Below are 21969 nucleotides of genomic sequence, written 5' to 3' on the forward strand. Positions count from 1 at the left end.
GGCGCGGACGCGCCCGCGGCGGCGGCAGTGCCCGCCGCCGCCGAGGCGCTCGCGCCGCAGCGCGAGGCCGCGGAGCGGCTGAGCCGTGCCGCCGCGCTGTTGGCGCCGCATCCGGCGCTGGCCGCGACAGTGGCCGGCATGCGCGAGAAGGCGGAGCGCCTGCGCAGCAGCCGCTTCACGATCGCGCTGTTCGGCGCGTTCAGCGCGGGCAAGTCGTCGCTCGCCAACGCCCTGCTCGGCGAGCCGGTCCTGCCGGTGTCGCCGAATCCGACGACCGCCGCGGTTAACCGGATCGTGCCGCCGGCGGCGGACCGTCCGCATGGCACGGCCAGCGTCGTGATGAAGGCGCGCGAGGCCATGCTGGACGATCTGCGCTATTCGCTCGGCCTGCTCGGCGAAGAAACCGGGAAGCTGAGCGAAGACGGGCTGCTGCAGGCGATCCGCAAGCTGTCCCCGGACGGCGTGCATGCCGGCGGGCGTCCGCACTACAGCTTCCTGAAGGCGGCGGCCAAAGGCTGGGCGGAGCATGCATCGCTGCTCGGTCAGCGGTTCGCCGTGTCCGGCGAAGACTACCGCCGCTACGTGGCGGAGGAATCGCGTTCCTGCTTCGTCAGCGAGATCGAGCTGCATCACGCGAATCCGCTGACCGCGCAGGGCATCGTGCTCGTCGACACGCCGGGCGCCGATTCCGTCAACGCGCGCCATACGGGCGTTGCGTTCAATTACATCAAGAACGCGGACGCGATCTTGTTCGTCACCTACTACAACCATGCCTTCTCGCAGGCGGACCGGCAGTTCCTGATGCAGCTCGGCCGCGTGAAGGATCAATTCGAGCTCGATAAAATGTTCTTCCTCGTCAACGCCGCCGACCTGGCCGCGAGCCGGGAAGAGCTGGAGGGGGTGCTCGCGCATGTCGAGCGCAACCTGCAGCAGCACGGCATCCGCTTCCCGCGGATGTTCCCCGTCTCGAGCCTGCAGGCGCTGGACGGCAAGCGCACGGGCGTCGCGCGGCTGGTCGAGGAATCGGGCATCGCCGCGTTCGAGGAGGCGTTCCTCGGCTTCACGCGCGGCGATCTCGGCAACCTGGCCGTCGCCTCGGCCGAGCAGGAGCTGGAGCGCGCACGCCGGACGATCGCGAACTGGCTGGAGGCCGCGTCCGGCGACGAAGCGACTCGCGCCCGTGCCCGCGAAGCGCTGACCGCGAGCAAGGAGCGGGCGTTCCGGATCGCCGCGGCGCTGGCGGAGCCGAAGCCGCACGCGCAGCTGCAGCAGGAGCTGAAGGAGCTGGTCTTCTACGTGCTGCAGCGGGTGCAGTTCCGATTCGGCGACCATTACAATTTCGCCTTCAACCCGGCCGCGCTGCAGGATGACGGCAGAGACATGAAGAAAGCGATGTGGACGTCGTGGCTGGAGCTGCAGCGCCTGCTGCAGATCGAGCTGGCCCAGGAGCTCGAGGCGACGTCGCTCCGTCTCGACAACACGCTCAACCGGCTCGCCGCGAAGCTGTACGCGGACGCCGCGGAGGAAGCCGCCGGCGCGCTGGAGGGCTTCGCGCCGTCGCCGTATAAACCGGCGGAGCTGCCGACGCCGGAGGAACGGACGGCCTGGACGGCGCCGGACGTCGACCTGAAGCTGCTGTGGGGCAAGTTCAAATCGCCGAAGCATTTCTTCGAAGGCGATGGTAAGGCCGCGCTGCGCGCGGTGCTGGAGAAGGAGATCGCGGCACCGCTGCAGGACTGGATCCGGGAAGCGGAGCTGGAATGGAGCGGCCGGTACGACGGCTTCATGCGGCTGGCGTCCGCGGGCGCGGCCGAGTCGCTGCGGGACGAGATCGCGGCGTTTGCCGAAGGCAAGCTGGCTTCGTTGTCCGGCGGCGCGGATCTCGCCGGGCTGCAGCGGCTGCAGGCGGAGCTGAACGCGATTTAGCCCTCTGACGCTGACGCAGGTCGCGGCGATCCGGCATTCATTTTTCCGCGCATATACGACCCGAAGAAGCTTGCCGGGCGCCTCGCCAGAGGCGTTCGGCAAGCTTCTTCGCCGTGCTCGGAAATCAGGCTCGTCCGAGGCCGGGGCGTCCTACCGCGAACGGCTGGAAAGCCGCGCCGCTGCGGGCTTTTTTGGAAGCCCTTACAGCGTGTAAGAAATAAATCATGCAAAAATGGAGGCAAATGTGCAAAAACGGAGGAATATGGCCCTATATGCCACGATTTCCGACGATTTCGAAGAAACCCCCCTTACTTTCGGGCCAGAAGGAAGCGCAAGCGAATATTGTCAATAATATGCCCTCGCACTCTGTTTGCCGTGCCGCAATCATGCTGTTAATATTCAGTCATATCTAGAAGAAACGGCCGAAAGCGCCTGCTGCGGCGCGGCTTGTTTCATCGGATGACGCCTTGCGGCGGCCGGATGGGACCGATGCCCGTACCTGGACGCAAGGCCGATAAACAAAAAAAAGCGTCACAAAACAGCACAGGGAGAGGGTTACCCAATTGGAAGTCTTCAGGCAGCTTAAACCGTTTTACTGGGTCGAACGCAAGAGTTTGTTTGCTTCGATCATCTTCATGATGTTCGCCACCGCGCTTGGCCTCGTTTATCCGAACCTGCTTCGCGTCCTCATCGACGATGTCATCGTTCCCAAAAATTTCACATGGGTGCCCGGGCTGTCGCTCGCCGTGGTCGGGGTCGTGTTCATTAAGGGCAGCATGTCGTTTCTGTCGGGCCTCTTCGGCGGCCGGCTGGGCAACCGGGTGGCGTTCCGCCTGCGCAACGCGTGTTACGAGAAGCTGCAGACGCTGTCGTTCCAGTATTACGACACCGCGAAGACCGGCGATCTCATGTCCCGTCTGACGGCGGACCTCGAGGCGGTCCGGAACTTCATTGGTTTCGGCTTCACGCAAATGCTGAACATGTTCTTGATGGTGATCTTCGGTGCGGCCATGATGTTCTCGATCCATTGGCAGCTGACGCTGATCACGCTGTGCACGATGCCGTTCCTGGCGTTCACTGCGATGCGCTTCGAGAAGAAGATCCACCCGGCGTTCCGTGAAATGCGCCAGGCGATGAGCAACCTGACCACGTCGGTGCAGGAGAACATCACCGGCGTGCGGACCGTCAAATCGTTCGCCCGCGAATCGTTCGAGATGGAGAAGTTCTCGGACCGCAGCGGCTTGTACAAAAACAATCAAATCAAGGCGTCGGGCCTCTGGGGCCGGTACTTCCCGGTCATGGAGCTTCTCGGCAGCCTGTGCGTCGTCATCTTGCTCGTCGCCGGCGGACGTCTGGTCATCAACCACTCCATCACGCTGGGACAGATGGTTGCCTTTTACTCCATGCTCTGGTACATTATCGGCCCGATGTGGAGCATCGGCTTCCAGATCAACAACTATACGCAGTCCAAGGCATCCGGCGAACGGCTCGTCGGCCTGCTGAACGAATACATTCACGTGAAGGACAACGACCATCCGGTCGACTTGGACGAACGGACCGCGCAAGGCCGTGTCGAGTTCCGGAACGTGACCTTCAATTACGCCGACAAATCGCCGGCTCTGACCAACGTCGACATCGACGCGAAGCCGGGCATGGTGATCGGGCTGCTCGGCGCGACGGGTGCCGGCAAATCGACGATCATCCAGCTGCTGATGCGCGCGTACAACGTCAAAACCGGCCAAATCCTGATCGACGGCATCGACATCCGCGACCTGTCGCTCGAAAGCCTGCGCCGGCAAATCGCGATCGTGTTCCAGGAAACGTTCCTGTTCTCCTGTTCCATCCGCGACAACATCGCGTACGGCATCGAGAATGTGACGATGGAACAGATCGTTCACGCCGCCAAACTGTCGAAGGCGCATGATTTCATCATGGAGCTGCCGGACGGCTACGACACGATCGTCGGCGAACGCGGCATGGGCCTCTCCGGCGGCCAGAAGCAGCGGATCGCCATCGCGCGGGCGCTCATCAAGAACCCGCGGATTCTCGTACTTGACGACGCAACGAGCGCCGTCGACATGGAGACCGAGCACGAGATTCAAGCCGGCTTCAAGGAAGTCATGGCCGGCCGCACGACTTTCGTCATCGCGCACCGCATCTCGTCCCTCCGCCATGCCGACGAAATCATCGTCCTGGAGGAAGGGCATGTCGCGCAGCGCGGCACGCACGATCAGCTGGTGAACGTTCCGGGACGTTACCGGGATACGTACGACATTCAATATGCCGACCGTCCTTTAACCGCTGACGAAATCATCGCAAGAGTGGAAAGAGGGGTCGTACAGTGAGCGAGCAAGAAACGAAGAAACCGCGCGGCGCGCACGAACGCTTCGTCTACAAGGACGACGACGCGATCGAGAAGCCGTTTAACTGGGCGCAGGTCCGGCGCCTGTTTACGTACATGAAGCCTTACCGCAGGCAGCTGTTGCCGGTCATCCTCGTGACGATGGTGCTCGGCACGGCGACGCGGCTGGCCATTCCCGCGCTGTTCATCCAGGCGATCGACGAAGCGATTCAGCCGAAGGACGGCGGCGCGCCGAGCCTGACGAAGCTGTACCTGTACGCCGCGGCGATGCTGGCCCTATATCTTATTCAGTGGGCCGCTAACACGTACCGGATCCGCTATACGAATATGATCGGCCAGCAGGTCATCTACGATCTGCGCCACGATTTGTTCCGTCACATCCAGAATCTGTCGTTCCGCTTCTTCGACAAACGGCCGGCGGGCTCCGTGCTCGTGCGGGTCACGAACGATGTCAATGCCCTGCAGGATTTGTTCACGAACGGCGTTGTCAACCTGCTGATGGACTGCATCCAGCTCGTCGGCATCGTGCTCATCCTGCTCATCTGGAACTTCCAGCTCGGCATTGCGATCATGATTACGGTGCCGCTCATGTTCGTCGTCTCGACGGCGCTGCGCCGCCGGATCCGCTTCGCCTGGCAGGACGTGCGGATGAAGCAGTCGCGGATTAACGCGCACTTGAACGAGAGCATCCAGGGGATGCGCGTGACGCAGTCGTATACGCAGGAGAAATCCAACTTCGCGTTCTTCCAAAGCGTCAATCAGACGAACATCAAAGCGTGGAACAAGGCATCCGCGCTGAACCAGGCGTTCGGCCCGATCATCGAGGTCACCTCCGCGATCGGCACGCTCATTCTGTTCTGGTTCGGCTCGCATCTGATCATGACCGGCGCGATCACCGTCGGCGTCCTCGTCGGCTTCGCCAACTACGTCGGCAATTTCTGGGATCCGATCAACCGGCTCGGCCAAATGTACGCGCAGCTGCTCATCGCGATGGCGTCCTCGGAGCGGATCTTCGAATTCATCGACGAGAAGCCCACGGTCGGCGAGCTGCAGGAGGCGCGCGAGCTGCCGCGCATCTTCGGCGACGTGCAGTTCGAGAACATCGTCTTCGAATACGAGAAGGGCCGTCCGGCGCTGAAGGGGATCGACCTGCACGTCCGGGCGGGAGAGACGATCGCGCTCGTCGGCCATACGGGCTCCGGCAAGAGCACGATCATGAACCTGCTCTGCCGGTTCTATGATCCCGTGCAGGGCGCCGTGAAGGTCGACGGCATCGACATCCGCACCGTCACGCTGGAGAGCCTTCGCTCCCAAGTCGGCGTCGTGCTGCAGGATACGTTCATCTTCTCGGGCACGATTCGCGAGAACATCCGCTTCGGCCGCCTGGACGCGACCGACGACGAGATCGTGAAGGCCGCGACCGCCGTCGACGCCCACGACTTCATCATGAACCTTCCGGACGGGTACGACACGGAGGTTCAAGAGCGGGGCAACATCCTGTCCATGGGTCAGCGGCAGCTGCTGTCGTTCGCCCGCGCGTTGCTGGCCGATCCGCGCGTCCTCATCCTCGACGAGGCGACGGCGAGCATCGACACCGAGACCGAGCTGAAGATCCAGGAAGCGCTCAAGAAGCTGCTTCAGGGCCGGACCTCGTTCATCGTCGCGCACCGGCTTTCGACGATCCGCAACGCCGACCGCATCGTCGTGCTCGACCACGGCGAGATCGTCGAAATCGGCAGCCACGACGAGCTTATCCGTCATAAGGGCACGTACAACGGCTTGATCGAAGCGCAGTACCGCTTTTTATCGGCATAATTCTTGCATTTTCGGCACGGAACCTCCACAATGGAAGAAAAAACGCGTCCGGCGGAACGGAAACCGTTCGTCTCCGCCTCCGCCGGCGCGATCTTCCCGGGAGGTTCTTTTTGTCTTATGTATGGATCGCCTTATTCCGCCAACGCCCGTAAAATCATGCTGCTCGGTTCCGGCGAGCTCGGCAAGGAGGTCGTCATCGAAGCCCAGCGCCTCGGCATCGAGACGATCGCCGTCGACCGTTATCCTAACGCGCCCGCGATGCAGGTCGCGCACCGGTCCTATGTGATCGACATGCTGGACGCCGACGCGCTCCGCGAGCTTATTCTGAAGGAGACGCCGGATCTCATCGTCCCCGAGATCGAAGCGATCGCGACGGGCGCGCTCGTCGAGCTGGAGCAGGAAGGCTGGGGCGTCATTCCGACGGCGCGCGCCGCGCTCCTGACGATGGACCGCGAAGGTATCCGCCGGCTGGCGGCGGAGACGCTCGGCTTACCGACGGCGCCGTACCGGTTCGCCGACACGCTCGAGGAGATGCGGGCGGCCGTGGCCGAGCTGGGCACGCCGTGCGTCGTCAAGCCGATCATGAGCTCCTCCGGCAAAGGCCAGAGCGTGTGCAAAACCGAGGCGGACGCCGAAGCCTGCTGGCACTACGCAATGGAAGGCGGCCGCGCGAAGAAGCAGCGCGTCATCGTCGAAGGCTTCATTACCTTCGAGTCCGAAATCACGCTGCTCACGGTCCGCTCCGCTTCCGGCACGTCGTTCTGCGCGCCGATCGGCCACGTGCAGAAGGACGGCGACTACATTGAGTCGTGGCAGCCGCACGAGATGTCGGCGCAGCAGATCGCGCAGGCCGAGGAGATCGCCCGCAAAGTGACGGACGAGCTCGGCGGCTACGGCATCTACGGCGTGGAGCTGTTTCTGACGAAGGACGGCGTGCTGTTCAGCGAAGTGTCCCCGCGTCCGCACGACACCGGCATGGTCACGATGGCGACGCAGGACCTGTCGGAATTCGCGCTGCACGCGCGCGCCGTTCTAAACTTCCCGATTCCGACCATACGGCTGCTGACGCCAGGCGCGACCTACACGCTGAAGGCAGACCGCGACGCCGAGTCGTTCCGGATCGACGGCCTGCAGCACGCGCTTGCCGTTCCGAACACGCAGGTGCGCGTATTCGGCAAGCCCGTCACGAAGCCGGGACGCCGCATGGCCGTCGCCCTCAGCACGGCGGCCGACGCGGAGCAGGCGCGAGCGCTTGCGAAGCAGGCCGCGCAGTCGCTCGTCATCCGATATGACGAATAATCCGCTTTGATTGTTATCCGCGCATGTCAATGCGCGGCCGTATCCCGGGAATCCGGACGATCGGCCGCGGACATGCACGGATTTTTTTATCGTCGGCCGCGCTTCGCCTTTCCTAGAAATGGGTGGAATTTGCAAATTGACTTCGAAAGCATTACTTTAAAAAGACTAAGCCTTTTGTGAAAGCCATTGATTTCAAACAATAGGAGAGACCACACAGATGAGACCGTTATCCTCCGGAAGCTTATGGAAAATCATCGGGATATCCGCCGTTTTGTCGACCCTGCTCCTGCTCGCGGGGTTCGCTTACGCCGTCAAGGACATGCTGTATCCGAAAGGCGAGGCGTTCGCGGGGAGCGCGAACGTGCCGGCTCTGCCGGCGGGAGGCAAGCTGAGCGAGGGCAAAGAGATCTCGATCACGGCCATCGGCGACTCGCTGACGAAAGGAACCGGCGACGGATCGGGTGAAGGCTACGTAAAGCAAGTCGTCGCGCTGCTGAAGAAGAAGTACCCGGACACGACCGTCCGGCTCAACAACAACTTGGCCGTCAACGGCTTGAAAGCCGACCGGCTCGAGCAGCTGCTCGACACGGACAAGGGCTACGGCTTCGCGCTCAGACAGGCGAACGTGATTCTCTTCACCATCGGCGGGAACGATCTGTTCCAGGTGGCCTCGGGCACGAGCCCGGACAAGGCGGCGGGCATGCTGAGCCTGGATAAGCTGAAGGCCGAGCTGCCGCAGGGCTTGAACCGGCTGGCGCAGGTCGTGAAGCGGCTGCATGCGATTAATCCCAACGCGCAGATCGTATACGTCGGCTTGTACAATCCGTTTTACGACATCCCGGAATACCGCGACGGCTCGCTGCAGATCCAGCAGTGGAACGACCGTGCGTACGAGCTGCTTCACCAGTACCCCAACATGACGATGATCCCGACGTTCGATCTGTTCGAGGACGCGATCGGCCGGTACCTATCGTCGGACCATTTTCATCCCAATCACGACGGGTACGCGCAGATCGCCGCCCGCATCATGCAGTCATTGGAATAGGAGGGAATGCGCATGCAACACGCGAGACAGGAGGCCGGGCGAACGGCTAATCGAGACGCCGTGCTGTCCGTCCGGAACGTCAAGAAGCACATCGGCGGCAAGCCGATCATCAAGGACGTCACGTTCGAAGTTAGGGCCGGCGAAATCTTCGGGTTTCTCGGGCCGAACGGCGCCGGCAAAACGACGACGATCCGCATGCTCGTCGACCTGATCAAGCCGTCTTCGGGCGAAATTCTGATCTGCGGCGAAGACATCCGCCGCCATCCGGAAGCCGCGCTGCGGCACGTCGGCTGCATCGTGGAAAATCCCGAAGCCTATACCTATTTGACGGGCTGGGAAAATCTCGAGTACTTCGCGCGGATGCAGCGTGGCATCGACGACGCGCGCATTCGCGAGGTCGCCGCCATCGTCGGCCTCGACGCGCGCATCCACGATAAGGTGAAAACCTATTCGCTCGGCATGCGGCAGCGGCTCGGCATCGCGCAGGCGCTGCTCGGCCGGCCGAAGCTGCTCATCCTGGACGAGCCGACGAACGGGCTCGATCCGAAGGGCATCAAGGAGCTGAGGGAATTCGTCCGCATGCTGGCGAACCAGGGCATGAGCCTGTTCATCTCGAGCCACCTGCTGAGCGAGATCCAGCTGATGTGCGACCGCGTCGCCATTATCAGCCGCGGGGAGGTGCTCGCCGTCGGCACGGTAGACGAGCTGATTCACGGCGCGGACAATTACGTCGTCTGGCAGTTCGAGCAGCCGGAGGCAGGACGGCGGCTGCTCGCGGACGAGCGCGGCGTCGAGCTCGTGCCGGAGCACGAGCACTGGATCGACGAGAGTTTGCTCGCGGGGATGAAGGAAGCGCTCATCACGGCGATGAATCCGGAGCGGATCTCGTCCTTGGTCGAGAAGGCGGTGCGCGCCGGCATCGGCATCGTCTCGGTGCAGAGCGTCGCGCCGACGCTGGAACAGTTATTTTTACGGATGACGGAAGGTGAAAGCATTGGATAGACTGCTCCCGCTCATACAAAACGAGACGCTCAAGATCTGGAAGAAGAAGCGGTTCTTCGTCATCGTGCTCGTGCTGGTGATCCTGATCCCGATCTTCACGTACGCGCAGCTCCGCATCGCCGAGACGAACAAGAAGAATTTCCAGGATTGGCGCAATCAGCTCGTGCAGCAAATCAGCGAATACCAAAACATGCTCTCGAGCGATCGGATCCCGGACGAGTGGAAGCGTTCGCGGCGGATCGCCGTGCAGCAGCTCCAATATTACCTCGATCACGACGTCAATCCGAACTCGCCGGACGGCGTCACGTTTACCCGCAGCTTCCTGTCGAACGCGGTCACGCTGTTCTTCCCGCTGCTCGTGCTCGCCCTCGCGTCTGATCTCGTGTCGGGCGAACGCACGTCGGGCACGATCAAGATGCTGCTGACGCGGCCCGTGCGCCGATGGAAAATCCTGTTTAGCAAACTCGTGGCGCTCAGCCTCTATGTGTCGTTGACCGTTGTGGTCAGCGCCGTTCTCTGTTATCTTATATCAGGCGCGGTATTCGGCTACAGCGGGTGGGACCTGCCGGTGTTTACGGGTTTTGTCATCAACGGTTCCTCGGTCGAAAGCGGCTTCGTCCACGCGATTCCGCAATGGCTCTATCTGCTCATGGAAGCCGGGCTGATCTGGATGTCGGCCATGACGGTGGCCCTGCTCGCGCTGATGGTGTCCGTCCTCGTGCGCAGCACGGCCGCGAGCATCGTGACGATGATGGCGGCCGTCATCTCCGGCACGATTTTATCGAACATGGCCTCTTCCTGGCATAGCGCGAAATTCATCTTCTCCGTCAATTTGCAGCTGACGGACTACTTGGCGGGCTCGCCGCCGCCGATCACGGGCATGACGCTCGGCTTCTCGCTTGTTGTTTTGGCCTGCTGGGGGATCGCTTCCCTGGCCGTTTCGTTCTCCGTCTTTACGAAACAGGACATCTTGAATTAGAATAGCTTGAAGCGAGCGGCGCGCGCGGTTGGCGCGCGATTTCGAAGCGAATCGCGGGAACGGAGCAGGATTATGCAGCTTCCCCGATGAAGTTATATCGCAATTGTTGCGGCGGCATCGCAATTAACTAAGCATAAGCTTTCGAAGCGAGTTAATTGCTCGCATGGAAGAAATACAAAGCAGTAATCGCAATTAACTAAGCATAAGCTTCCGAAGCAAGTTTTTTGCTCGCACGGAAGTGAATCATTGAAGTAACTGCAAAAAACTTAAGCATAAGCTTCCGAAGCAAGTTAATTGCTCACATGGAAGCAACGCAAAGCAGTATCGCAATTAACTTTTAGGAGGCTCTCTATGACTGATCAGCTGGATCTGTTCGCGGGCGGGAACAATACGGCAGCCGGCAGCTACGACGCGGATGACATTCAGGTGCTGGAAGGGTTGACCGCCGTCCGCAAACGCCCTGGGATGTATATCGGGAGCACGAGCACCTCGGGTTTGCATCATCTCGTCTGGGAGATCGTCGACAACGCGGTGGACGAGCATCTGGCGAAGTTTTGCAGCGCGATCGACGTCACGATCAACGGCGACGGCTCGGTCACGGTGCGGGACAACGGCCGGGGCATTCCGACCGGCATGCACAAGACCGGCATTCCGACGCCGCAGGTCGTCTTCACGATGCTGCACGCGGGGGGCAAGTTCGGCGGCGGGGGGTATAAGAAATCCGGCGGCCTGCACGGCGTCGGCGCGTCCGTCACGAACGCGCTGTCGGAATGGCTGGAGGTCGAGATCTTCCGGGACGGCAAAATACATAAGCAGCGCTTCGAATATTGGGTCGACAAGAACGGCAAGGAGCATGTCGGCGAACCGGTGACCGGCCTCGAGGTCATCGGCAACACGAACCGGACGGGTACGAAAATCACGTTCAAGCCCGATGGCCGCGTCTTCCACGGCAACACGTCGATCAACTACGAGACGCTGTCGGAGCGGCTGCAGGAGATCGCGTTTCTCAATTCCGGCCTGAAGGTGACCGTGAAGGACAACCGGAGCGGCAAGGAAGAGCAGTTTTATTACGAGGGCGGCGCGAGTCAGTTCGTGCAGTTTTTGAACGAGGGCAAGACGGTGCTGCACGACGTCATCCACTTCACCGGCGAGAAGGACGACATCGAGGTCGAAGTGGCGCTGCAGTACAACGACGGCTATACGGAAACGATGGCCTCGTTCGTCAACGCCATCCCGACGCGGGGCGGCGGTACGCACGAGACCGGCTTTAAAACGGCGTATACGCGCGTCATGAACGATTATGCCCGCAAGAACGGCCTGCTGAAGGAGAAAGACAAGAATCTCGACGGCAACGACTTGCGTGAAGGCATGATGGCCGTCATCAACATCAAAATGGCGGACGTCGAGTTCGTCGGCCAGACGAAGGACCAACTCGGCAGCTCGTCGGCCCGCAGCGCGGTCGACGCAATCGTGTCCGAGAAGATGCAAGTCTTCCTCGAAGAAAACCCGCAGGTCGCCCAGCTGCTGCTGAAGAAAGCGGTGCAGGCGGCCAAAGCTCGCGAGGCGGCGCGCAAGGCGCGCGACGAAATCCGCAGCGGCAAGAAAAAGAGCGAAAGCTCCAACTTGAACGGCAAGCTCTCGCCCGCGCAGTCGAAGGACGTGTCGCGGACCGAGCTGTTCATCGTGGAGGGCGATTCCGCCGGCGGTTCCGCCAAGCAGGGCCGCGACTCCAAATACCAGGCCATTCTCCCGCTCAAGGGCAAACCGATGAACCCGGAGAAGGCGAAGCTGCTCGACATTCTCAAAAACGACGAATACAAGGCGGTCATCGCGGCGATCGGCGCCGGCATCGGGCCTGAGTTCGACGCGGAATCGTGTAATTATAGCAAAATCATCATTATGACCGACGCCGATACGGACGGTGCGCACATTCAGGTGCTGCTGCTGACGTTTTTCTACCGCTACATGAAGCCGTTGATCGACTCTGGGCGCGTCTTCATCGCCCAGCCGCCGCTCTACAAGATCACCCGCAAATCCGGCAAGCTGGAGACGGTCCGCTACGCCTGGTCGGACGAGCAATTGCAGAACTACTTGAAGGAATTCGGCAAAAACTTCGAGCTGCAGCGGTACAAAGGACTCGGCGAAATGAATCCGGAGCAGCTGTGGGAGACGACGATGAATCAGGAATCCCGGACGCTGCTGCAGGTGCAGATCGAGGACGCCGCGAAGGCGGAGCGCCGCGTCTCCACGCTGATGGGCGACAAGGTCGATCCGCGCAAGCGCTGGATCGTGGAGAACGTCGACTTTACGGAGTTTGAGGAATAACCAACGAGGAGAGGTTCGGCATGAGTACGCTCGAACAGTTTTTACCGGCGTTTCTGGAGGAGGTCGTCGGCGACCGCTTCGGACGCTATTCCAAATACATCATTCAGGACCGCGCGATTCCCGACGTCCGCGACGGGCTGAAGCCGGTGCAGCGGCGGATCCTGTACGCCATGTACGATGCGGGCAATACGCCGGACAAGGGCTACCGCAAATCGGCCAAGACGGTCGGCGACGTCATGGGCAACTACCACCCGCACGGCGACTCGTCGATCTACGAGGGCATGGTGCGCATGGCGCAGCCGTGGAAGATGGCGCATCCGCTCATCGACGGCCACGGCAACTGGGGCTCGATCGACGACGACCCGGCGGCGGCGATGCGCTATACGGAAGCGCGCCTGTCGCCGATCGCGATGGAGCTGCTGCGCGACATCGAGAAGCGTACGGTGCTGTTCAAGGATAATTTCGACAATACGACGAAGGAGCCGGTCGTGCTGCCGTCCCGTTACCCGAACCTGCTGGTGAACGGCGTCAGCGGCATCTCGTCCGGCTTCGCGACGGAAATTCCGCCGCATAACCTGCGGGAAGTCATCAATGCATGCATGGCCATGATGGACGATCCGGATATCGACCTGGCGCAGCTCATGACGATCGTGAAGGGACCGGACTTCCCGACCGGCGGCCTGATCATGGGCGAGGACGGCATTCGCGACGCGTACCAGACCGGTAAAGGCCGCATTTACCATCGGTCCAAGACGGAGATCGAGGAGCTCAAGGGCGGCCGCCAGCAGATCGTCATTACCGAAATTCCGTTCCAGGTCGTCAAATCCCGGCTCGTCACCGCGATGGAGAATATCCGGATCGAGAAGCGGGTGGAGGGCATCGCGGAGGTACGCGACGAGAGCGGACGTAATGGTCTGCGCATCGTCGTGGAGCTGAAGAAGGAAGCCGACGCGCAGGGGATCCTGGCCTACCTGCTGAAGAAAACCGACCTGCAGGTGGCCTACAACTTCAACATGGTCGCGATCGTGAACAAGACGCCGATGCAGCTGGGGCTCAAGGCGATGCTGAGCGCGTACATCGACCACCAGAAGGAAGTCGTCACGTTCCGCTCGCGCTACGAGCTCGAGAAGGCGGAGGACCGCGCGCACGTGCTGGAAGGTTTGGCCAAGGCGCTGAACCTGCTGGACGAAGTCATCGCCACGATCAAGGCGTCGAAGAACCGCCAGGACGCGCAAAACAACCTGGTCGCCAAGTTCGCGTTCTCGGAGCGCCAGGCGGACGCGATTCTGACGCTGCAATTGTACCGGCTGACGAACCTCGAGATCACGTCGATCGAGAAAGAGCTGAAGGACATCCGGAAGCGGATCGCGTACCTGCGCTCAATTCTCGACAGCGAGAAGAAGCTGCTCGGCGTCATCAAGGACGAGCTGACGGAGATTCGGGAGAAGTACGGCATCGACCGCCGCTCCGGCATCCAGGGCGAAGTCGAGGAGCTGAAGGTCAACCTCGAAGTCATCGTCGCGGCGGAGGACGTGTTCGTGACGCTCAGTCAGGACGGTTACATCAAGCGGACGTCGAAGCTGTCGTTCACCCGTTCGGGCGGGGAGCTGGCGAGCGCCGGCGTGAAGGAAGGCGACGTCATCCGCACGTTGCTCGACGTGAACACGATCGACCAGCTGCTGCTCTTCACGCGCAAGGGCCAATATTACCAGCTGCCGGTTCATCTCATTCCGGAGTTCAAGTGGAAGGATACCGGCACCGCCGTCGTGAACGTCGTGCCGCTGCCGAAGGACGACAGCATCGTCAGCGTCGTGCCGGTGAAGGACTTCGATGCGCCGGGACGCTCGCTCGTCTTCGTGACGAAGCGCGGCCAGGTGAAGCGCTCCGAGCTGAAAGACTACAAGTCGTCGCGTTCAACCTCGATCGCCGCCGTCAAAGTCGCCGAAGGCGACGACGTGCTGCGCGTCCTGCCAAGCGATAACGGCAAGGAACTGCTGCTCCTCACGAAGGGCGGCATGAGCATCCGCTTCGCGGAAACCGAAGTGAACACGATGGGCCGCGTCGCGGCCGGCGTGCGCGGCATTGCACTGCGCGAGGACGACGAAGTCGTCGCCGCGGACATCGTCGGCGGGGACGAGGGCGAAGTGCTCGTCCTGACGGATCTCGGCTATGGCAAACGCTCGCTGCTGCTGGACTATCCGGTGCAGGGCCGGGGCGGCAAAGGCGTGGCGACGTTCGAATTCAAGGAAGGCAAGCGCGTCCGTCCGAACGGCGAACGGCTCATCGGCGGCCTGCACTGCAAGGACGAGAAGGAGCTTGTCCTGCTCACGGCTTCGGGCGCCGTGATCGCCGTCTCGACGGAGAAGGCGCCGATCGAGGACCGCAGATCGACCGGCCGCGCGCTCGTGCCGGTCGATAAGAAAGACGGCCTCGTCACGGCGTTCGTCCGCGCGGATTTGCAGCAGCAGCAGCCGGATTAATCGAACGGCTGACCCGGGGATTCCCGCTGTTCGAGCATCGACACCATCATTTCCAGCACGACCCACAATGGGGCCGGCTCATCGAGCCGGTCCAGCCATTGCGGGTCTTTTTGTATGCCGAGCCGGTTGAGCTTGCGCAGCAATTCCAGCTTGCGTTCCTCCATGTCCGTTCACGCCCCTGATCGAGATTCGAGCCGGTACAACAGCCTATGTCTTCAATCTATGTCTAACGATGTCAAATGGTTCTCTTTTACCTCGATTAAGGAGACAAAATATTAACTGCGTTAACCTTAAATTCGACATCGGCACATGGTATAATGAGGTATAAGCCCAAATCGGACAGAAAGCAGGTGATGGTCATCGTTTCTGCGGAATTCGCCCGGCTGTGGATGAAGATGACGAAGGAATGGAAGACGCATCTGGAGGATGAACTGGCGCCGAATTTGACGGAGGGACAGCTCGTCGTGCTGGAGCTGCTGCTGCAGCATCAGCCGATGAAACCGTCTGACTTGCTCGGCTACTTGGAGACGACCCCGGCCGCGATCACGACCTTGCTCGACCGGATGGAGCGCGGCGGCCTCGTCGTGCGCAACCGCGACGAGAGCGACCGGCGGATCGTATGGGTCACCGTGACCGAGAAGGGGAAAGAGGAGGCCTCGCGCGGCGTCGCGATCCGCGATGCGTATATCAGCGAGGCGCTCGACCGGATATCGCTTCATAATCAGCAGCTGCTCGTGTACTTGCTCGGCAAAGTCGCGAACGCGTGACCTGGCCTGCCCGTAAACGCAAACCGCCCCTTCCGTTCATACGAACGAAAGGGGCGGTTTTGCGCGGCGTCAAGGGATCGCCTGCAGCTCGACCGGCACGCTGCGCATGGCGTCGATCCGCTTCGCGACCTGCGCGTATGTGCTCTTCAGCGTCGCATAGTCGGCGGCGCTCAAATCCTTCAGCGATTTGGCGGCTAGGACGTCCGCGATCGGCACGACCTCGTAATGCCCGACGCCTTTGACCGACGTCCGGTGCACCCAGGTCGGAATCGCTGTGACGTCGCCGATCGTCGTGACGCCATGCTCCTTATGGATGCGGACCTTATAGATGACCCCGTAATCCTTCGTGTCGCCGCGCTGATTGGAAATGAAATTGCCCATGGAATAAATGATGAGGCCCTTGCGAACAGAGCCGTCGGCATGTCTCACTTCGGCGAATTCGTAGGGCTGCACGACGTGCGGATGGGAGCCGGCGATGATATCGGCCCCGGCGGCGACAAGATCGCGCGCCAGTGTCTTCTGCGCGTCGTTCGGCATCGTCTGGTATTCGATGCCGAAGTGCAGGGCGACGGCGACGAAGTCCGCGCCGGCCGCCTTCAGCCGCCCGATGTCGCGGATCATCGCTTGTTCGTCGATGAGCGAGACGGCGTACGGCTGTTCCTTCGGCAGCGGAATGCCGTTCGTCCCGTACGTGTACGCGAGCAGGCCCATCGCGATGCCGTTCGCCTTCACGATCGTCAGCTTGTCGGCTTCCGCCTTGGAGCGGGCGGTGCCTTTCGTGGCGAAGCCGAGCTTCTGCAGCTTCTCCAGCGTCATGGCGATGCCTTGCGCCCCCCGGTCCATCGCGTGGTTGTTGGCGTTCGTCACCGCCGTGAAGCCGGCGTAGCGGAGCGCGTCGGCAAGCTCGGGCGGCGCGTTGAAGCGCGGATAACCGGACAGGCCGAGCGGCTTGCCCGCGATTGGCGTCTCCAAATTCGCGAGCGTCCAGTCGCCCTGCTCCAGGATCGGCTTTACCGGAGCGAAGAACGGCTTGAAATTATAGCGTCCCGTCTTCTCGTCGTAGGCGCCGGGCAACTGCGGCATATGCATCATGACGTCGCCGACGGCGATCCAGGTCGCGTCGCGGGCGGCGTCGGCGGGAGGAGCCGCATCACCGGACGGCTTGCCGCCGGCGTCGCCGCCTTGTCCGCCAGGCTGTCCGGCGCCATCGCCTTGCCCGGCGTCAGCGGCCCCGCCGGGCTGCCCGTTCCCCGGCAGGCCGCCGCTTGACTCGCCCAGGCCCGGACCGCCGCTGCCGCCCGAGCCGTTCGGAGCCGGTTCGCCGGCCGGCGGCTTCGACGCGTCCGCAGCCGGGTCGGGCTTCGCGGGCTCAAGCTTCGGCGGCGTCGTGCAGCCGCCGATAAGCAGCAGCGCGAGCAAGCCGGCGGCGAGCCAGCGGAAGCGCTTCGCGGCGCGGCGGCTCATCGGCCGCCGCCTCTCTCGGGGCCGAGCAGGGTGAGCGCCGAGGCGTAATCGCTCTCCGCGAAGCGGGTCCAGGGCTCGGCTGTGGGCGGCTGCGCCACAACCGTGAGCCATTCCTTGGTGACCGGATGGGCCACCCCGACGGACGTCGACCAGAGCGCGATGTCCCGCTCGCCCTGCACCGGAGGCGCGCCGTACTTGCGGTCGAAGACAAGCGGACAGCCGATGGCGGACAGTTGTGCCCGGATCTGGTGCGACCGGCCGGTCAGCAGCTTAACCGCGACCAGCGCATACGGGCCTTTCCGGGCGGCGACGGCGTAATCGAGCACCGCTTCCTTGGCGTCTCCGACCGGCTTGTCATGAACGGTCACGACGTTGCGCGCGGCGTCCTTGCGCAGATAATGCTTCAGGCGGCCGGAGTGGGCCGCCGGAGCGCCGTGCACGACGGCGAGGTATAACTTGTCGAAATTACGGCTGCGAACGGCCTCCGAGAGCCTGGAAGCCGCCTTGGACGTCTTGGCGAACAGCATCGCCCCGCCGACCGGACGGTCCAGACGATGGACAAGCCCGACATAGACGTTGCCGGGCTTGTCGTAACGGATTTTCAAATCTTGCTTCAGCAAGGTGACCATATCGGCCTCGCCGGTCTCGTCGGCTTGCGACAGGATTCCGGGCGGCTTCACGACGGCCAGCAAATGGTTGTCCTCGTACAGCACGGGCAGCAGGGGGGCGGGCGTCGTCCCGCCGTTGCCGCTCATGCTAGCGGCCCTCCCAGCGTCCCAGGATGCCGCAGGGCAGCGTCAGCCCCGTAGCCGTGATCGGAATGCCGATCTCGCCGCAGTGGATCGAACCGTCGAACTTGCGTCCGACCGTCAAGCGCAGCATATTGTCCAGCACGGTCGGGGAGAGGCCGGTCGTGTAGGAGTTGACGAGCACGAACAGCGGGTTCTCGGACAGAATCGTCGTACAGAAATCCAGGAACGGATACAAGTTTTGCTCCAGCTTCCACATCTCGCCGTTCGGCCCGCGCCCGTAGGACGGCGGATCCATGATGATGGCGTCGTATTTCTTGCCGCGGCGCTCTTCGCGCTGGACGAATTTGAACACGTCGTCCGTGATGTAGCGGATCGGCGCCGTGGCGAGGCCGGACAGCTCGGCGTTCTCTTTCGCCCACTGTACCATGCCCTTGGCGGCGTCGACGTGGCATACTTCCGCGCCGGCGGCTGCCGCGGCGACCGTCGCGCCGCCCGTGTACGCGAACAGGTTCAGCACCCGGATCGGCCGGCCGGCGTTGCGGATTTTGTCCATCATCCACGTCCAGTTGACGGCCTGTTCCGGGAACAGCCCGGTATGCTTGAAGCTGGTCGGGCGGATATGGAACCTCAGCTCGCCGTAGGAGATCGTCCAGCGGTCCGGCATCTTCGTGCGGAACTCCCATTCGCCGCCTCCGGCGGAGCTGCGGTGGTAGTGGCCGTCGGCCGTCTTCCAGCGGCCCGTCTCGTTTGCGATCGGCCAGATGACCTGCGGGTCGGGCCGGCGGAGCACGTAGGACCCCCAACGCTCCAGTTTTTCGCCGTTGCCGGTGTCGAGCAATTCGTAATCTTTCCATAAATCGGCTTTATACATGCGGGTTTCCTTCCTTGATGCTGAATTTGTAGCCGACGCCGCGCACCGTCACGATATAGGTCGGGTTGGCGGGGTCGGGCTCGATTTTTTTGCGGAGGTTGCTGACGTGTACCATGAGCGTACGCGTGTCGCCCATGCTGTCGTGTCCCCAGACGATCGTATACAGGTCGTCCAGGGCGAAAGCGCGGTTCGGGGACTTCGCGAGGCGAACCAGCAGCTCGAATTCCTTCGCCGACAGAAACACTTCCTTGTCGCCGACGTGGACGGTCCGCCCGGGCAGATCGATGACGAGCCTGTCGAAGCGAAGCACCTCGTCTGCCGCGCGCCGCCGGTCGTTCACCGACTGCCGGCGGAGATGCGCCTTGACGCGCGCGACCAGCTGGCTCGGGCTGAACGGCTTCGTCATATAATCGTCGCCGCCCACGGTAAGACCATGTATAATGTCAGTATCGTCGTTTTTGCAGCTGACGAACAAGATCGGGACGTCCGATACGGAACGGACCTGCTTGCAGACGTCGAAGCCGTCCATGTGCTTCAGCTGAATGTCCAAAATGATCAAATCCGGCCGGAACGAGGCCGCGAGCGCCACGGCGTCCTCGCCGTTGTCCGTCGCGCGCACGAGATAGCCTTCGCGCTCCATATATAAGCTAATGAGCTCGGTAATATCCGCCTCGTCGTCGACGACTAATATTTTGCTCCCAGTCATCTTCCAGATCCCCCTCTTCCTCGCACTATTATAGCGAATGGAGGGAGGGGTGGGCAATCTGCGTTTTCAGGAGGGTTCCGCCATTCGCCGCCTATTCGCTCTTCTCTCGATCCTCTTCTTATTCGCCGCTTTCCTGACCGGCTGCACGGCAAGCGCCGACGGCACCGCGCCGACGGCCAAGGACGGCGTCATCGACCTGCGTAACTGGTCCTTCGCGGAGCGCGGGCAAGTCGCGCTGTCGGGACGCTGGGCGTTCTACGGCGACCGGCTGCTGGCACCGGGGGATCCCGGGCTCGCTCGGGACGCGCGCTATGTCAACGTGCCCCGCTCGTGGAACAGCTACAAGGGCAAGTTCGGTCTGCAGGACGGCCAGGGCTACGCGACGTACAAGCTGACGGTGCTGCTGAAGCCGGACGAGCGCGTCCTGGCGCTGCGGGTGCCGAATATTTTCAGCAGCTACAAGCTGTGGATCAACGGCAGCCCGGCGGCGGAGCAGGGCCGGGTCGGGACGAGCCGGGAGACGTCGACGCCGCAGCAGTACCCGCGGATCGTCTCGTTCTCGCCGAACACAGACCGTGTCGAGCTCGTCATCCAAGTGTCCAATTTCCAGCATCGCAAGGGCGGCATCTGGGTGCCGGTCATGCTCGGCGACAGCGACACGATCGTGCGCGCGCAGATGAAAGAAACGGCGAAGGAAATGCTCATTCTCGGCAGTCTCATTATCATCGGCGTCTACCATATCGGCCTCTACGCATTCCGCCGGCAGGAGCGCTTCACGATCCATTTCGGCCTGCTCTGCCTGTTCGTCGCGGCGCGGGCGAGCGTGACGGGGGAGAACTACCTGCTGCAGATGTTCCCGATCCCGTGGGAGGGCGGCCTCAAGATCGAATACTGTTCCTTCGCGCTGAGCGCCGTCACCGGCTACCTGTACGTATACCGCTTGTTTCCGATGGACGCGTCGAAGAAGGTCATCCGGTACGTCATCGCCGCCGGCGTCGCGCTGTGCGCGTTCGTGCTCGTCTGTCCGGCGGTCGTCTACTCCAGGCTGCTGTGGGCGTTCCAGCTCTACGTCATGGCGGTCAGCGTCTATACGCTGTGCGTGCTGATCACCGCGAAGCTGCGGCGGAGGGTCGGGTCGGCGTTCGTGCTCGCGGGCGTGGCGGTCTTCGTCGTCACCGTGCTGAACGATATGCTGTTCTACAACGAATGGCTCGTGTACGCACAGCTCGTCCCGCTCGGCCTGTTCTTCTTCATGCTAATGCAGTCGTTCATCATCTCCAAGCGGTTTTCGAACGCGCTGTACCAAATCGAGCACGTCTCGAACGAGCTGCGGGAGCTGAATGCGCATCTGGAGGAGCGGATCGAGGAACGGACGGTGGCGCTGAGCGAGGTGAACGCGTCGCTGGCGCAGACCAATCGGGATTTGGAACGGTCGGAGACGTCGCGCCGGCAGCTCATGACGAACATCTCGCATGATTTGCGAACGCCGATCACGCTGCTGCAAGGGTATTTGGAGGCATTTCAGGACGGCGTGGTCAAAACGGAGGAGCAGCAGCAGCGGTACATCCGCATGATGCTGGGCAAGCTCGGCGGGCTCAATCGGCTCATACGCGATCTATTCGAACTGACGAAGCTGGAGGCGGGGCAAACGCGGTTTGATTTCGGAGAGGTGCCGCTCGGGCAGTGGATCCGGCAGGTGCATGACCTGTACGAGATCGACATCATCAGCAGCGGGCTGCGGTTCAGCTGCGACTACCTCAGCGATAACGTGCCCGCGGAAGGACAGGCTCGCGAGATCGAGCAGCAGAACCGCATCCGGCTGAGCTTGGATCTGTCCCGCATGGATCAAGTGATGGCGAACATCATTTACAATGCGATTAAGCATACGCCGAGAGGCGGAGAGATAACGCTTTCGTTTTATTTCGAAGCGTCCACGAACCGGGTCATCGTCACCGTGAGCGACACGGGCGGCGGCATCGACGAGGAGCATCTGCCATTCATTTTCGACCGGTTCTATAAGATCGAAGCGTCCCGCAATTCCGCCGACGGCGGCAGCGGACTCGGGCTTGCGATCGCGAAGGAAATCGTCGAAGCCCACGGCGGCACGATCGGCGCGGTCAGCGCGAAGGATAAAGGCACCATGATCTGGTTCATGCTGCCGTGCACCGTCATCTAA

The 21969-nt window shown here is 62.1% G+C and carries 16 protein-coding genes; 11 read left to right on the forward strand and 5 right to left on the reverse strand.

Annotation, left to right across the window (positions count from 1 at the left end; genetic code table 11):
- The 9 genes from ACFPB1_RS09085 to gyrA all read left to right on the forward strand — a co-directional run.
- A partial coding sequence (locus ACFPB1_RS09085) for a dynamin family protein (protein ID WP_379224258.1) occupies positions 1-1926 on the forward strand: 1926 nt, incomplete at its 5' end.
- Between the two features lie 563 nt (positions 1927-2489).
- A complete protein-coding gene (locus ACFPB1_RS09090; RefSeq protein WP_379224260.1) occupies positions 2490-4271 on the forward strand; it encodes an ABC transporter ATP-binding protein in 1782 nt (593 codons plus the stop codon).
- Positions 4268-6103, forward strand: coding sequence for an ABC transporter ATP-binding protein (locus ACFPB1_RS09095; protein WP_379224263.1), 1836 nt, complete (start codon positions 4268-4270; stop codon positions 6101-6103). The genes ACFPB1_RS09090 and ACFPB1_RS09095 overlap by 4 nt, the downstream gene beginning before the upstream one ends.
- Before the next feature lie 117 nt (positions 6104-6220).
- Complete coding sequence (gene purT, locus ACFPB1_RS09100; protein WP_379224265.1) at positions 6221-7402, forward strand: formate-dependent phosphoribosylglycinamide formyltransferase; 1182 nt, start codon at positions 6221-6223, stop codon at positions 7400-7402.
- 217 nt (positions 7403-7619) lie between these two features.
- The gene (locus ACFPB1_RS09105; RefSeq protein WP_379224268.1) at positions 7620-8447 is read left to right on the forward strand and encodes a GDSL-type esterase/lipase family protein; all 828 of its coding nucleotides are present in this window, start codon (positions 7620-7622) and stop codon (positions 8445-8447) included.
- A 12-nt stretch (positions 8448-8459) separates the two neighbouring features.
- The gene (locus ACFPB1_RS09110) at positions 8460-9449 is read left to right on the forward strand and encodes an ABC transporter ATP-binding protein (RefSeq protein WP_379224270.1); all 990 of its coding nucleotides are present in this window, start codon (positions 8460-8462) and stop codon (positions 9447-9449) included.
- Positions 9442-10428: an ABC transporter permease gene (locus ACFPB1_RS09115; protein WP_379224273.1), complete on the forward strand. Its 987-nt coding sequence runs from the start codon at positions 9442-9444 to the stop codon at positions 10426-10428. Before ACFPB1_RS09110 ends, ACFPB1_RS09115 begins: the two co-directional genes overlap by 8 nt.
- Before the next feature lie 351 nt (positions 10429-10779).
- Positions 10780-12753: a DNA topoisomerase IV subunit B gene (gene parE, locus ACFPB1_RS09120; protein WP_379224275.1), complete on the forward strand. Its 1974-nt coding sequence runs from the start codon at positions 10780-10782 to the stop codon at positions 12751-12753.
- 20 nt (positions 12754-12773) lie between these two features.
- Complete coding sequence (gene gyrA / locus ACFPB1_RS09125; protein WP_379224277.1) at positions 12774-15233, forward strand: DNA gyrase subunit A; 2460 nt, start codon at positions 12774-12776, stop codon at positions 15231-15233.
- Here gyrA and ACFPB1_RS09130 read toward each other — a convergent pair.
- Positions 15230-15397, reverse strand: coding sequence for a hypothetical protein (locus ACFPB1_RS09130; RefSeq protein ID WP_379224279.1), 168 nt, complete (start codon positions 15395-15397; stop codon positions 15230-15232). The two genes, gyrA and ACFPB1_RS09130, sit on opposite strands and share 4 nt — an antisense overlap.
- Before the next feature lie 195 nt (positions 15398-15592).
- Between ACFPB1_RS09130 and ACFPB1_RS09135 the strand changes: the two genes are divergently transcribed.
- The gene (locus ACFPB1_RS09135; protein WP_379224539.1) at positions 15593-16000 is read left to right on the forward strand and encodes a MarR family winged helix-turn-helix transcriptional regulator; all 408 of its coding nucleotides are present in this window, start codon (positions 15593-15595) and stop codon (positions 15998-16000) included.
- A gap of 69 nt (positions 16001-16069) precedes the next feature.
- Here the strand turns inward: ACFPB1_RS09135 and ACFPB1_RS09140 are convergent, their stop codons facing one another.
- From ACFPB1_RS09140 to ACFPB1_RS09155, 4 genes are read right to left on the reverse strand one after another with little or no spacing between them, the layout of a single operon-like run.
- The gene (locus ACFPB1_RS09140; RefSeq protein ID WP_379224281.1) at positions 16070-17464 is read right to left on the reverse strand and encodes a CapA family protein; all 1395 of its coding nucleotides are present in this window, start codon (positions 17462-17464) and stop codon (positions 16070-16072) included.
- A complete protein-coding gene (locus tag ACFPB1_RS09145) occupies positions 17461-18219 on the reverse strand; it encodes an RluA family pseudouridine synthase (protein WP_379224283.1) in 759 nt (252 codons plus the stop codon). Before ACFPB1_RS09145 ends, ACFPB1_RS09140 begins: the two co-directional genes overlap by 4 nt.
- Before the next feature lies 1 nt (position 18220).
- Complete coding sequence (locus tag ACFPB1_RS09150) at positions 18221-19087, reverse strand: class I SAM-dependent methyltransferase (RefSeq protein ID WP_379224285.1); 867 nt, start codon at positions 19085-19087, stop codon at positions 18221-18223.
- A complete protein-coding gene (locus ACFPB1_RS09155) occupies positions 19080-19793 on the reverse strand; it encodes a response regulator (protein WP_379224287.1) in 714 nt (237 codons plus the stop codon). Before ACFPB1_RS09155 ends, ACFPB1_RS09150 begins: the two co-directional genes overlap by 8 nt.
- A gap of 49 nt (positions 19794-19842) precedes the next feature.
- Here ACFPB1_RS09155 and ACFPB1_RS09160 point away from each other — a divergent pair, with 49 nt between their 5' ends.
- Positions 19843-21969: an ATP-binding protein gene (locus ACFPB1_RS09160; RefSeq protein ID WP_379224289.1), complete on the forward strand. Its 2127-nt coding sequence runs from the start codon at positions 19843-19845 to the stop codon at positions 21967-21969.

The sequence above is a fragment of the Paenibacillus sp. GCM10023250 genome, from assembly GCF_042653205.1.
Classification (GTDB): Bacteria; Bacillota; Bacilli; order Paenibacillales; family Paenibacillaceae; genus Paenibacillus_Z.

Coding starts and splice junctions, on each gene's coding strand:
- gyrA (WP_379224277.1), top strand. CDS start 12,774: ATGAGTACGCTCGAACAGTTTTTACCGGCGTTTCTGGAGGAGGTCGTC.
- parE (WP_379224275.1), top strand. CDS start 10,780: ATGACTGATCAGCTGGATCTGTTCGCGGGCGGGAACAATACGGCAGCC.
- ACFPB1_RS09150 (WP_379224285.1), bottom strand. CDS start 19,087: ATGTATAAAGCCGATTTATGGAAAGATTACGAATTGCTCGACACCGGC.
- ACFPB1_RS09110 (WP_379224270.1), top strand. CDS start 8,460: ATGCAACACGCGAGACAGGAGGCCGGGCGAACGGCTAATCGAGACGCC.
- purT (WP_379224265.1), top strand. CDS start 6,221: ATGTATGGATCGCCTTATTCCGCCAACGCCCGTAAAATCATGCTGCTC.
- ACFPB1_RS09145 (WP_379224283.1), bottom strand. CDS start 18,219: ATGAGCGGCAACGGCGGGACGACGCCCGCCCCCCTGCTGCCCGTGCTG.
- ACFPB1_RS09105 (WP_379224268.1), top strand. CDS start 7,620: ATGAGACCGTTATCCTCCGGAAGCTTATGGAAAATCATCGGGATATCC.
- ACFPB1_RS09155 (WP_379224287.1), bottom strand. CDS start 19,793: ATGACTGGGAGCAAAATATTAGTCGTCGACGACGAGGCGGATATTACC.
- ACFPB1_RS09140 (WP_379224281.1), bottom strand. CDS start 17,464: ATGAGCCGCCGCGCCGCGAAGCGCTTCCGCTGGCTCGCCGCCGGCTTG.
- ACFPB1_RS09130 (WP_379224279.1), bottom strand. CDS start 15,397: ATGGAGGAACGCAAGCTGGAATTGCTGCGCAAGCTCAACCGGCTCGGC.